Here is a 12739-nt window from a genome sequence, read left to right on the forward strand (position 1 = left end):
CGCCGCGCGTCAGGCCATCGAGGACATCATCGACCGGCACGCGTCGACCATCGCCCGGCAGGCCTGCGCGCAGATCCGGCAGTGCTCCGACATGGACGCGTGCATCTCGCACTCCGCCGCGCACGCCTCGCCCATCGCGACGCAGGCCTGCATCATCGCCGACATCACGGTCATGTCGTAGCCCGCGGGCCGCATCATCATCCGCATCGTCGTGGTCGCCACGTCCGCGGTGCTGGCGCACATGGACGCACACCGGCCCATGCTCTCCCCGGCGTCGGCGTCGGCACACATCGTCGCCGCCATCGCGGCGGCCGAGCACGCCTCGATGCACGGCTGCATCGCGGTCATGTCCATCCCCGTCGTGCCCGCCGGCATCGACTTCATCATGTCCATCATCATGCTCACGGCAGTGCCACCTCTCGTGCGATCGGCTGGTGCTTCCGGCACGCACGACGCTACGCCGGGGGCGCGCAGGGCGACCAGTGGTCGGGGGCGGGCTGAGCGCTCGTCGCGCGCGCGGCACCGACGCCGCCTACCGTGACGCGATGAGCCCCGCCTCCGTCGTCGCCGACCGCCTCATCCGGGTCTACCAGCGCTGGATCTCGCCCCGGAAGGGCTACGCGTGCGCGCACCGCGTCGCGCACGGCGGCACGTCCTGCTCCGAGGAGATCCGCCGGACCGTCGTCGCGCGCGGGGCGCTGCGGGGCGTCCGCCCGGCGGCGGCCCGGTTCGTCGCCTGCTACCAGGCGGCGGCGATGCTGGCCCAGTCCGACGTGCGGGGGGTGTGCTGCTGCGGCGGCATCCCCATCCCGTTCCGGTTCTGACGGCCCGCACCCGGCGACCCACCCTCGGGACGACGACACCCCCGCCGGGGACCCGGCGGGGGTGTCGTCACTGCGAGGGGCTGAGCGTCGTCAGCTCCTCTCGAGCGGTAGCGGTGGGATTTGAACCCACGGTGGACTTTCACCCACACACGCTTTCGAGGCGTGCTCCTTAGGCCGCTCGGACACGCTACCTCGGCAGGAGAGACTACCGGATGCCGGGACGAACTCCCGCATCGGCGGACGTAGCGTGGACCCGTGACGTCCCCGGACCCCGTGCCCCCCGCCCCCGCGCTGCCCCTCCCGCCCGTGACGCCGGCGCCGCCGGTGCGTCTGCCGGTGCCGGCGCACGACGACGTGCGGCCGAACCCGGGGACGGTGGACGACGTGGTGGCGCTGCTGCGGGGCAGCCGGGTGACGGCGCTGACGGGCGCGGGGCTGTCGACGGACTCGGGGATCCCGGACTACCGGTCGCCGGACTCGCCGCCGCGCAACCCGATGACGTACCAGCAGTTCGTGGGGGACGCGGCGTTCCGGCGGCACTACTGGGCGCGCAACCACGTGGGGTGGCGGTACGTGCACCGGACGCACCCGAACGCGGGGCACCGCGCGCTGGCGTCGATGGAGGCGCACGGCGTGGTGCTGGGGGTGATCACGCAGAACGTGGACCTGCTGCACGAGCAGGCGGGGTCGCGGCGGGTGATCGACCTGCACGGCCGGTACGACCGGGTGGTGTGCCTGCGGTGCGGGCGCACGGTGTCGCGCGCGGAGCTGGCGGAGCGGCTCGAGGCGGCGAACCCCGGGTTCGCGGAGTCGGTCGGGGCCGTGGGCGACGTGGAGATCGCGCCGGACGCGGACGCGGTGGTCGAGCGGACCGCGCACTTCCGGGTCGTGGACTGCTGGCTGCCGGATCCGGACGGGGGCGACGGGCCGTGCGGCGGGATGCTGAAGCCGGACATCGTGTACTTCGGGGAGACGGTGCCGGCCCCGCGGGTGGCCGAGGCGTACGCGCTGGTGGACGAGGCGGACGCGCTGCTAGTGGCGGGGTCGTCGCTGACGGTGCAGTCGGGGCTGCGGTTCGTGCGGCACGCGGCGGCCGCGGGCAAGCCGGTCGTGATCCTCAACCGGGGGGCCACGCGGGGCGACCCGCTGGCGACGCTGACGCTGGACGAGGGCGCGTCGGAGGCGCTGACGGAGCTCGCGGCGCGGCTCTGACGCCGGGGTCCGGGGCGCGGTGGCCGCTCCGGTCGTGGGGTCCCGCGCTTCGTGCCACGCTGCCCCCGACAGCGCCCGTGAGGTAGCCCGCGGGCTCCGGCCGGTGTCTTGCGGCAGCACCCCCTGCGCCCTATAGTCGCGGCATGTGGCATCGTTGCCACATCGCCGGGCAACGGAGCAGGGGCAGGCCTCGACCGGCGATATCGGTCGACTGGAGGCCCCGATGACGCAGCTCAGAGCCGACGCCGCCCCGGTGGTCGCGCGCTCGACCCGGGCCCCGCGCAAGCGGCGGGACAAGGTGCCCTACAACAAGCGCGAGGCGCTGGCCGGCTACCTGTTCATCTCGCCGTGGATCGTCGGGTTCCTGATCTTCACGGCCGGGGCGATGGTCTACAGCCTCGTGATCTCGTTCAGCCACTACAACCTGGCCACGAACACGGCCCGCCCGGCGGGCTTCGAGAACTACGCGCAGCTGTTCACCGACCCGCGCGTCGCCACGGCGCTCGGCAACACGCTGTTCTACGCGGTGCTCGCCGTGCCGCTGGAGATCCTGGTGGCGCTGGGCCTCGCCTCGCTGCTCAACCAGGCCGGTCGCGGCGCCGGGTTCTTCCGCACGGTGTACTACCTGCCCAAGATGACGCCCGCCGTGGCGACCGCCGCCGTGTTCTTCCTGCTGCTGAACGGCAACACCGGGGCGCTGAACCAGTTCCTGCGGATCTTCGGCATCGAGGGGCCGCAGTGGCTCGTCGACCCGGCGTGGATCAAGCCGTCCATCGTGCTCATGACGCTGTGGGGCGTCTCCGGGACGATGGTGATCTTCCTGGCCGCCCTGAAGAACGTCCCCCGCGAGCTCTACGAGGTCGCGGAGCTCGACGGCGCCGGCGTCTGGCAGCGGTTCCGCAACATCACGTTGCCGATGATCTCGAGCGCCATCTTCTTCAACGTGATCGTGCTGTCGATCGCCGCGTTCCAGGTGTTCGACCAGGCGTACCTGCTGTTCTGGCGCGACCAGTCGAACGCCTCCCCCGAGGCCTCGCTGTTCTACGCGATCTACCTGTTCCAGCAGGCGTTCCGGCAGTTCAACTTCGGGTTCGCCGCCGCGATGGCCTGGCTGCTCTTCGTGATCATCATGGCGATCACGGCCATCCAGATGAAGTTCGGCAACCGGTTCGTCTACTACGAGGGGGGCAAGGACTGATGGCCAGCACCGGCACCACGAACACGCCCGTCCGCCAGGTCCCCGGCCTCCCCGAGGACGCCGCCGGGCAGGGCGACCGCCCCATCGACCCGACCGGGCCCGCACCCAGCGAGGTCCGCGGTGGCGGGCGCACCGGCCGCCGCATCCGGCGCGGCGTGGTCCTCGCGGCGCTCGCGGTCATCTCCCTGGTGTTCCTGTACCCGTTCGCGTGGCTGCTCGCCGCCAGCCTCAAGGGCCGCGGGCAGGTGTTCGACAACTCGCTGTGGCCCACGACGTTCCACTGGGACAACTACGTCCGCGTCTTCGACGAGCTGCCGCTGGGCAGCTGGATGGTCAACAGCATCGGCATCGCCGTGCTGGCGGCCGTGAGCGTCGCCGTGTCGTCCTCGCTGGTCGCGTGGGGGTTCGCGCACTTCCGGTTCCCGCTGCGCGGCCCGCTGTTCGGTCTCGTGCTCGCCACGATGATGCTGCCCGGCGCGGTCACGATGATCCCGATCTACCTGATCTGGAAGGAGCTCGGGTTCCTCGGCACCTGGGTCCCCCTGTTCGGCGCGAACCTGTTCGGGTCCGCGTTCTACATCTTCCTGCAGCGGCAGTTCTACCTGGGCCTGCCGCGGGAGCTGTTCGAGGCCGCGCGCATCGACGGCGCGAACCAGTGGCGGACGTACTGGCGGATCGCGTTCCCGCTGTCGGTGCCGTCGTTCATCATCGTGCTGCTGTTCGAGTTCCAGGCGTCCTGGAACAACCTGCAGGCCGCGCTGATCTACCTCAACGCCGGCAGCCCGGACGAGTTCACGGCGCCGCTCGGCATCGCGTACGCGATGACGAAGTACTCGCCGACCGCCGGCGGGCAGGGCGACTACCAGTACGTGATGGTCGCCTCCCTGCTGGTCACGCTGCCGATGCTGGCGCTGTTCGCCTTCGGGCAGCGCTACTTCATCGAGGGTGTGGCGACGCAGGGCCGCAAGGGCTGACACCCGCCGCACCGACGACGAGGGCCGGGCCGCGCACACGGCGACCCGGCCCTCGCGTCGTGCACGCGGTCGCTCAGACCGGGTCGGGCAGCAGCCCCGGGCGCGCCAGCACCTGCTCGCACGCCAGCAGCAGCACCCCGGTCGTCCAGGCGTGCGACAGCGTGAGCAGCATGCCCTTCGGCTGGAAGCACGCGGTCTGGTAGTACCGCTCGGACGTCATGCCGCGGTAGGCGTTCATGTCGCCGTCGAACCGCGCGACCATCTGCCGGAAGCACGCGAGCGTCTCGGCGGCGCGCTCGGCGTACCAGGGGTCCCCGAGCGCCCCGGACAGCTCCGCGAGCTCGGCCGTGCACACCAGCCCGTACGCGTGCAGGTGCTGGTTGGACGGCGAGGCGTTGTCGGCGCCGCGGGTCGCGAAGCCGTAGCGCTCCAGCATCGTGCCCGCGGGGAACCGCGTGTTGTACGAGTACCGGAACGTCAGCATCCAGTCGGCCGCGCGGCGCGCGAGGTCCAGCCAGCGCGGGTCACCGGTGCGGCGGTGCAGCGCGACGTACGCCATGACGGCCACGTACCCGTCCTCGGACGTCGGCGCGAGGTCGACGTCCTCCGGTGCGCCGTGCAGGAACTCCCGGTCGACGAACTGCGCGTAGTACTCCCCCGCGCGCACCGCGGCCGCGAGGTACGCGCCGTCGCCGCCACCGGGGCCGTCCCAGCGTCCGGCCTCCGCGAGCGCCCCGACCCACGCCAGGCCCGCGGCGCCCTCCCAGGACAGCACCTCCCCGGTCTGCGCGTGGTGGGCGGAGCCGAGGTTGCCGTCGGCGCGCTGCCGGCGCACCACCGCGTCGAGGTTCGACAGCAGCGCCGCCTCCCACCGCGGGTGCGCGGCGCGCACGTCCGCCCCGAGCTCGAGCGCGCGCGCCAGGAACTGCGCCGCCTCGGCCAGCGTCCGCGAGTGCAGGGCGCCCCTGGTGTGCGACCACGACTGCGACCAGCCGTGCTCGGCGTACCAGACGCCCCAGAACGTGCCGCAGGGCGCGAGGTTCTCGCAGATGAAGTCGATGACGCGGGCGGCCGCGGCGCCGACGTCCGGGCGGCCGCGGCGGCGGGCGTGCGCGAGCAGGGCGTGCGCCCACGGGATGCCGCTGACCCAGCCGACGTGCATGGCCTGCCGGTCCACCGTCAGGCCGTCGCGGCCGCTGACCTCGCGGTCGAACCCGACGGTCTCCAGCAGGACGCCCGGCTCGGCGTAGTGCCAGCGGTGCAGGCCCTCGGCGGCGAGGTCGGCCGCCTCGTCGACGCCCACCCACGGCGCGAGCGGCGAGCCGGCGCGGGTCCGCTCGTGCTCCTCCCGCAGGACGGCCGCGTACGCGTGGCGGTCCGGGCCGGTGGGGTGCACGGCGAACCGCAGCGACACCCGCTCGCCGGGCGCCCAGCGGTGCGTCGTGACCTCCGCCGGGGCGGGCGTGGCCGACCCCGTGTACGACACCGGCCCCTCCCGGAACGGGAACGTGAGGTGGATGCTGCCGACCCCGGTCGCCGCGTCGTGCGCCAGGCCGAGCCCCGTCATGCCGAGCGGCGTCGTCTCGGGCGCGAGCAGCGCGACGCCCCCCGGGCCGGCCCACGCGAGCACCGCCGGGGTCGCGGCGCGGTCCGCCCGCAGCTCCCAGTGGTCGCTCACCATGCCGGCCGGGTCGTCGGCGCCGACCTCGAACCGCGGGAACGCCCGCTCGCAGCCGACCGGCCGGTTCTCGCCGTAGAACGCGCCCGGCACCAGCCACCACGGCGGGTGCGGGGCGGCGGGCAGCAGCACGCGGACGCGCAGGCACGCGTCCCGCTCGACCGCGCCGCGGTGCTCGACGTCGAGCCGCACGTCCACGCGACCGGTGGCGCTCGGCGGCGACCACCACGCCGTGGCGCGGAACCCCGCCGCCTCGCCGGCGACCGCCCCCGGGCCGGGGGACGACGTCGGGGGCACCGGGGTGACGGTGCCGTCCGGGGCCACGACCTCGACGACGTGCGGGACGGTGCCCACGACGGGCGCGTCGCCGCCCGGCCACCGGGTCCCCGCGGGTCGCAGCAGGACACCCTCGTCCACGGCGCGGTTCCTCTCGTCTCGGGGGACGCGGTCAGGCGGTGGGCGCCTCGTCGGCGGCCCAGGCGTCCACCATCTCGCTGATGACGTGGAGCACCAAGGTGTGCATCTCCTGGATGCGCGGGGTGGTGGCCGACGGGACGAGCAGCAGGTGGTCGGCGTGCTCCCGCGCCGGACCGCCGTCGCCGCCGGCCAGCAGCAGGGTGGTCGCGCCGTTCGCCCGCGCCGCCGCCAGCCCGCCGACGACGTTCGGAGACCGGCCGCTGGTCGTGAACGCCACCACCAGGTCCCCCGGCCGCGCGAGCGCCTGCACCTGGCGGGCGAACACGTCGTCGTAGGCGTAGTCGTTCGCGATGCAGGTCATGGACGTCGGGTCGGTGCTCAGCGTCACCGCGGGCAGCGGACGGCGGTCGCGCTTGTAGTGGCCGACCAGCTCCCCGGTGAGGTGCTGGGCGTCCGCGGCGCTGCCGCCGTTGCCGAACGTGTACAGCGTGCCGCCGGCGGCGAACGTGTCGCGCACCAGCTCGCCCGTCGCGCGGATCTGCTCCGCGAGGCCCGACATCGCGTGGGCGACGTCGGTGTGCGCGGTCAGGTGGGCCTGCAGCCAGTCAGACACGAGCGGCCTCCGGGGCGGTGGGGGGCGGGGGGCCGGCGGACGGGTGCCCGGCGGAGGTGGGCGGGGTGGTTGTGGGCGCGGCGGTTGTGGGCGCGGGGGTCGTGGGCGCGGCGGTTGTGGGCGCGGCGGTCGTGGGCGCGGCGGTCGTGGGCGCGGCGGTCGTGGGCGCGGCGGTCGTGGGCTCGGCGGTCGTGGGCTCGGCGGTCGTGGGCGCGGCGGTCGTGGGCGCGGCGGTCGTGGGCGCGGCGGCATCGCCGACGGCACCGGCAGCGGGCGGGGCTGCGGCCGGCAGCACGTCGAGCGCGATCGCCCCGGCGCCCACCACGCACACCACGTCCCCGAGCGCCGCGAGCGTCACGGTCGCGGCGCGGGCGGCGGGCGGCATCGCCTCACGGGCGACCAGGTCCCGCACCGGGTCCAGCAGCATCGCACCGGAGCGGGTGACGCCGCCGCCCAGCACGACGAGCTCGGGCTCCAGCACGTTCACCAGGTCGGCGACGGCGCAGCCGAGCAGGTCGGTCGTCTCGTCCCACAGCCCCCGGGCGAGCGGGTCCCCCGCCGCGGCGGCCGCGCTGACGTCGGCGGCGGTGACCGCGGGCAGCCCGGCCAGCGTCGAGCCGGGGTCCGCGGCCAGGGCCTCCCGGGCGCGCTGCGCGATCGACGTCCCGGAGGCGTAGGCCTCGATGCAGCCGTCTCGACCGCAGGAGCACGCGCGCCCGCCCCGCCGTACGGTGATGTGGCCGAGCTCGCCGCCGTTGCCCGCGGCACCGCGGTGCAGCCGCCCGTCGAGGATCACGCCGCCGCCGATGCCCGTCGACACCGTGAGGTACACCAGGGAGCGCAGCCCGCGGCCCGCGCCGTAGCGGTGCTCCGCGACCGCGGCGGCCGTCGCGTCGTTCTCGAGCGCGAACGGGACGCCGAACTCCTGCGACGCCAGCGGGCCGATCGGGATGTCGTCCCAGCCCGGCAGGTGCGGCGGGGACTGCAGCAGGCCGGCGGGGGCGTCGAGCGGGCCGCCGCACGCGATGCCGACCGCGCCGACGGGACCGAGCCCGGCCTCGGCGACCGCCTCGTGGCCCATGTCGAACAGCCGGCGGATGACGGCCTGCGGGCCCTCCTCGCGCCGGGTGGGCCGGATGCGCAGGCCGTGCACGGCGCCGTCGGCGGTGACGACCGCGACCGCGAGCTTGGTGCCGCCGATGTCGAGCGCCAGGACGGGCTCAGCGCCGGCCGCGCGCGAGGCCCCCGGCGCGGGTGCCGCGGCCGCCGCTGGGCCTGGTGCCGCGTCGCGGGCGACCTGCGCCGTGCGGGCAGGCGCGAGCGGTCGATCCGTCGTCATGCACGTCCTCCAGACCCCCGACGGCGCGCGACGCGGCAGGCGTCGAGCGCGGGACCCCGGCGGCGGCTCGGCGGCTCCTGTGCAGCCGATCCGGCCTGGGATCGATTCCAGAACGAGCATAGGAGGATGCCTGATCGACCGTCAAGCCACGGGGCGGCGATGCGGCCAGGGAGGCGGTCCGGCCTGCGACGTCAGCATGGGAACGAGTCCAGCCGGCACGGCCCCCTCACCCTCCGCCCGTTCGGAGGCTCCCAACGTGCTGGGAGGTGTCCGCGCGCCATCGGAGGGGTCCGGGGAGGTCTCCGATGACACGCGGGAGTCTCCGTTCGCGGTCGGAGCCTCCGACGGGGGTTCGGAGGTTCCCCACGTGGTGGGAGGTGTCCGCGCGGGATCGGAGGGGTCCGGGGAGGTCTCCGATGACACGCGGGAGTCTCCGGTCGCGGTCGGAGCCTCCGACGGGGGTTCGGAGGTTCCCCCCGTGGTGGGAGGTGTCCGCGCGGGATCGGAGGGGTCCGGGGAGGTCTCCGATCCCGCGCGGGAGTCTCCGATCGCGTTCGGAGCCTCCGACGGGATGGGTGGCACCTCTGGGCGTCAGCCTCCCGCACGCCCGGGCCTCGCGCCGCCCGCGCACGGGGGCCCCCGCACCGCCCGGGCACGGGCCCGGCACCGCCCGCGCACGGGCCCTGTGCCGCCCGGGGGCGGGTCCTGTGCCGCCCGGGGGCGGGACCGGCTCAGACGGCGGCGGGCGGGGCCGTCGAGCCGCGCTCGGCGACGGCGGCGGAGAGCATCACGGTCCGCACGGGCGACTCGGGGCTCTGGATGCGGTCGAGCATCTGCGCCACCGCGGCCTCGCCGAGCGCGACCGCGTCCTGCGCCACGGCCGTGACGCCGGGCCGGACCATCGTCATCCAGGGGGCGTCGTCGAACGACACCAGACTGAGGTCCTCGGGGATGCGCAGCCCGAGGCCCTGGGCGGCGCGCCACACGCCCTCGGCGAGCACGTTGTTGGCGGCGAACACCGCGGTGGGCCGGTCGGGCGAGCCGAGCAGCTCGTGCGCGACGCCCTGCGCGGCCCCGACGTCCCAGCCGCCGCGGACCACGAGCTGGTCGTCCAGCGGGATGCCGGCCGCGAGGAACGCGGAGCGGTACCCGACCAGGCGGTCGCGGCCCGTCGTCCAGTCCATCTCGTCGATGAGCAGGGCGACGCGGCGGTGGCCCTGCGCGAGCAGCCCGGCGGTGACGCGCTCGGCGGCGGACTTGTTGTCGACCACCACGGCGTCGCAGGCGCCCTCGGCGAACTGCCGGTCGACCTCGATGACGGGGATGCGGTGGCGGGCGAGGTACTCGGTGACCTCGACGGACAGCGGCGTGAGGATGACGCCGGCGACGCGCAGCGCCACGAACGTCTCGGCGGCCTCCAGCTCGGCCTCGACCGACCCGTTGTCGTCGGCGAGCATCATCGCGTAGCCGCGGCGGCGGGACTGCTGGCTGACGCCGGCGGCGAGGTCGGCGTAGAACGAGTTGCGCAGGTCGGACACCAGGACGCCGATGGAGCGGCTGACCTGCTGGCGGAGGTTGCGGGCCATCGCGTCGGGCACGTAGCCGAGCGTCTGCGCGGCGCGGCGCACGCGGTCCCGCACGGCCGGGGCGACGTAGCCGCGGCCGGTGAGTGCGCGCGACGCCGTGGAGCGCGAGACGTCGGCCGCCTCGGCCACGTCCTTGATCGTCGCGCGACGCCCGGCGGTCACCGGGCCCCGCGTCCCCTGCGCGACGGCGTCCATGCGTGCTCCTCGAGCGTCGTCCTCAGTCCCCCGTCACGTCCACGAGAGCCTCGGCGTGCTGACCCAGCCGGAGGTCCCCGATGCTGACGTCGACGGCGAGCCGACGGCGCCGTGCCCCGGGGCCCGTGGGCACCACCTCGAGGTCCACATCGGCCGTCCCGGCGGGCGGGAGGGCGACGACGACCTCGTCGGGGTGCGCGCGCCAGCCTAGCGGCAGCACCGGCCGCACCGTGGCCTTGCTGTCCGCGCGGGTCGGGTTGCGGACGGTCACGGTGAACCGTGCCGGCTCGCCGGCGCGCGCCTGCGACAGGTACGGCGCGATGTGCGCCAGCCGGCCGTCGGCACCCAGGTCGTACTCGTCGAGCGGCAGCAGGTCGTGGTGGATCTGCACGAGCTCGTCGCCCTCCTGCGCGAGCATGTCGAGGTACGCCTCGTCGACCCAGCGCGGCTCCCAGTGCCCGGAGACCATGACGCCGGGGGCGATCCGCCGGTAGAGCGCCGCCGAGTCCCGGTAGTCGGTGATGCGGAACAGGTTCCGGTACTGGTAGTTGAGGATCTCGCGGCGGTGGCCGGGGATGCCGAGGCCGTCCTGCTGGTCGCCGGTGACGAGCACCCGCACGCCGTCGACCTCGACCTCGAACGCCGCGGCGTACAGCGTGTGCCCGGGCAGCTCGTGCACCGTGATCTCGTACTCGTGCCACCGGAACGTCTCCCCCAGCGGCAGCACGCGGTCCACCGGGATCGGGTCGTACCACTGGCAGGGCAGGTCGTGCCGCAGCGGCTCCTCGAGCACCGGCGCGACGTTCTCCGGCGCCCAGATCTGCGTGCCCTCGACCTCGCGCAGCAGGTTCATGCCCGCGACGTGGTCGTCGTGGTAGTGCGTGGGCAGCACCACCTCGACGTCCGTGACGCCGTGGTCCCGGCGCAGCGCGGGCAGGGACGCGAGCCAGGGCCGGCGGGACGCGCGGTCGGTGCCCGTCGGCAGCCCCGTCGTCATGTCGTAGCCGTAGTCCATGAGCAGCGCGGCGCCGTCGCGCGACACCAGCACGTAGGAGCAGGCGTTGGACGACACGTTGAGCAGGAAGTGCTCGGTGATGCGCTGGAACGGCTCGGTCAGGCGGGTGCGCAGGTCCCACGGCTGCGGGCGGCGGGAGTCGACGTAGCCGCGCATGCGGGAGGCGAGCAGCCCGAGCGCGTGCTGCGGGTCGTCCATGGGGGCGCCGTGCGAGGGCAGCAGCAGGTCGAGCCGCTCGTCCATCAGCAGGTAGCAGGACAGGACCGTCATCGCCGGCCCCTCGTTCTCCGTGTACGACCACTGCGTCGCGGCGAGCGACCACACCTTGCCGGGCGCGTAGACGAGGTCCCCCGTGAACGCCAGGCGCCGGCCCGCGCGCTCGACGACGTACGTCACCGAGCCGGTCGTGTGGCCGGGGGTCGGCACCACCTGGACGGCCACCCCGCCGTACTCGCGCACCCGGTACTCCGGGACGACGTCGGCGACGGGCACGGGCTCCAGCAGCGAGAACCGGTCCTGGCGCAGGTTGTAGTCGTTGACGACGGGTCGGGTCCGCCACATCTCGTCGACGTGCTCGAACAGGTCGCGCTCCACCGGCGGGACGTGCACGGCGATGCCGGCGGCGACGGCGCGCGGCAGCCCCTGGCCCTGGTCCCGGTGGTGGTGCGTCATGAGCACGTCGGTGATGCGGTCCACGCCCATCTCGGCGAGGTGGTCGAGCACGGTGCCGGACCCGAAGTCGACGGCCACCGCGGTGCGTGTGCCGTCGGGTGCGGGCTGCTCGGCGCGCACGACGTAGACCTGGCACGTGTCCGCGATGCGGAACACCCCGGGAGCGACCTCGGTGACGGGGGTCATGCGGTTATGGTATCGATTCCAGACCGGGCGGGACAAGAGAAGCGCTGCTCAGGGGCGGTTTCACCCGATCCGCGCCGCTCGTCCGGGTCGACCCGATGGCCCGGATAGCCGGGGTTGTCCCGGTCCGGGTGGTCGGTACAGTGCCTGACGTGTCGTCGAGCCCGAGCGACCCGCCGCCCGCGACCCGCCCCGCGGTGGCCGGCTCCGCACCCGCTCGCGCGGCCCTGACCCCGTCCCGCGCGGGCACCGCCGCGCTCGCGACGCTGTTCGCCGTCGTCGTCGCGCAGGCCGCCACCGCCGCCGCCCTGCCCGCGACCTCCCGGCTGCTCGGGCTCGCGGACTGGCAGGCGGGCGTCGTCACGTCCGCCTCCGCGGCGGTCGTGGTGCTCACCAGCCCCTGGTGGGGGCGCCGCGCGGACGCCGCCGGACCCCGGCCGGTGCTGCTGGCCGCGGCGGTGGCCGGCGCCCTCGGCACGCTCGGCGTCGCCGCCGTGCTCACGGTCACCGGGACGCTCGCGCCGGCTCCCGGCTGGGTGGCGCTCCTGGTGGCCCGCGGCCTGGTGTTCGGCACCGCGGTCGCGGCGGCCGGGCCCGCGACGCAGGTGCGGCTGGTGGCGGACTCCGGGTCGGAGCGGGAGCGCGTCGGCTGGATCGCGCGGGCCGGCGCCGTCCGCGGGCTCGGCACGATGGCCGGCGCCGGGCTCGCAGCAGCCCTCGGGGCGGCGGGGGCGGCGGTGCCCGTGGTCGCCGCGGCCGCGGCGGTGGTCGCCGCCGGGGTGTGGGTCGCGGCGCGGCGGGACGACGGCGGCGTCGCGTCCGGACCGGGCGAC

General features: G+C 75.0%; 11 protein-coding genes and 1 tRNA gene. 5 read left to right on the plus strand and 7 right to left on the minus strand.

What is annotated here, in order from left to right; genetic code table 11:
• Positions 1–9: 9 nt before the first annotated feature.
• Positions 10–399, minus strand: coding sequence for an aldehyde dehydrogenase (locus AAHH18_RS00815; protein ID WP_343300219.1), 390 nt, complete (start codon positions 397–399; stop codon positions 10–12).
• A gap of 146 nt (positions 400–545) precedes the next feature.
• Here AAHH18_RS00815 and yidD point away from each other — a divergent pair, with 146 nt between their 5' ends.
• Entirely contained in the window at positions 546–824 is a 279-nt protein-coding gene (yidD, locus tag AAHH18_RS00820) for a membrane protein insertion efficiency factor YidD (protein ID WP_343300207.1), read from the plus strand.
• Between the two features lie 105 nt (positions 825–929).
• On the opposite strand, the gene AAHH18_RS00825 is transcribed toward yidD, so the two are convergent.
• Positions 930–1016: transfer RNA gene (locus tag AAHH18_RS00825), tRNA-Ser, on the minus strand.
• A gap of 132 nt (positions 1017–1148) precedes the next feature.
• Here AAHH18_RS00825 and AAHH18_RS00830 point away from each other — a divergent pair.
• From AAHH18_RS00830 to AAHH18_RS00840, 3 genes are all read left to right on the plus strand, one after another.
• The gene (locus AAHH18_RS00830) at positions 1149–2036 is read left to right on the plus strand and encodes a Sir2 family NAD-dependent protein deacetylase (RefSeq protein WP_459349052.1); all 888 of its coding nucleotides are present in this window, start codon (positions 1149–1151) and stop codon (positions 2034–2036) included.
• A gap of 223 nt (positions 2037–2259) precedes the next feature.
• Positions 2260–3234, plus strand: coding sequence for a carbohydrate ABC transporter permease (locus AAHH18_RS00835; RefSeq protein ID WP_343300208.1), 975 nt, complete (start codon positions 2260–2262; stop codon positions 3232–3234).
• Positions 3234–4208 (plus strand): carbohydrate ABC transporter permease, encoded by a 975-nt coding sequence (locus tag AAHH18_RS00840; protein ID WP_343300209.1) that lies wholly within the window; start codon positions 3234–3236, stop codon positions 4206–4208. Before AAHH18_RS00835 ends, AAHH18_RS00840 begins: the two co-directional genes overlap by 1 nt.
• 73 nt (positions 4209–4281) lie before the next feature.
• On the opposite strand, the gene AAHH18_RS00845 is transcribed toward AAHH18_RS00840, so the two are convergent.
• The 5 genes from AAHH18_RS00845 to AAHH18_RS00865 all read right to left on the minus strand — a co-directional run bounded on the left by AAHH18_RS00845 (position 4282) and on the right by AAHH18_RS00865 (position 11909).
• Positions 4282–6303 carry a hypothetical protein gene (locus AAHH18_RS00845; protein WP_343300210.1) on the minus strand — a complete coding sequence of 674 codons (2022 nt, stop codon included), beginning with the start codon at positions 6301–6303 and terminating at the stop codon, positions 4282–4284.
• 31 nt (positions 6304–6334) lie between these two features.
• The gene (locus tag AAHH18_RS00850; protein ID WP_343300211.1) at positions 6335–6916 is read right to left on the minus strand and encodes a D-sedoheptulose-7-phosphate isomerase; all 582 of its coding nucleotides are present in this window, start codon (positions 6914–6916) and stop codon (positions 6335–6337) included.
• On the minus strand, positions 6909–8255 hold the full coding sequence (locus tag AAHH18_RS00855) for an ROK family protein (RefSeq protein ID WP_343300212.1): 1347 nt from the start codon (positions 8253–8255) through the stop codon (positions 6909–6911). Before AAHH18_RS00855 ends, AAHH18_RS00850 begins: the two co-directional genes overlap by 8 nt.
• Before the next feature lie 731 nt (positions 8256–8986).
• Positions 8987–10036 (minus strand): LacI family DNA-binding transcriptional regulator, encoded by a 1050-nt coding sequence (locus tag AAHH18_RS00860; RefSeq protein ID WP_343300213.1) that lies wholly within the window; start codon positions 10034–10036, stop codon positions 8987–8989.
• Positions 10037–10058: 22 nt separating this feature from the next.
• On the minus strand, positions 10059–11909 hold the full coding sequence (locus AAHH18_RS00865; protein ID WP_343300214.1) for an MBL fold metallo-hydrolase: 1851 nt from the start codon (positions 11907–11909) through the stop codon (positions 10059–10061).
• A gap of 149 nt (positions 11910–12058) precedes the next feature.
• On the opposite strand from AAHH18_RS00865, the gene AAHH18_RS00870 reads away from it, so the two are divergent.
• A partial coding sequence (locus tag AAHH18_RS00870) for an MFS transporter (protein ID WP_343300215.1) occupies positions 12059–12739 on the plus strand: 681 nt, incomplete at its 3' end.

Origin of the sequence: Cellulomonas olei (genome assembly GCF_039548315.1) — a bacterium.
GTDB lineage: Bacteria > Actinomycetota > Actinomycetes > Actinomycetales > Cellulomonadaceae > Cellulomonas.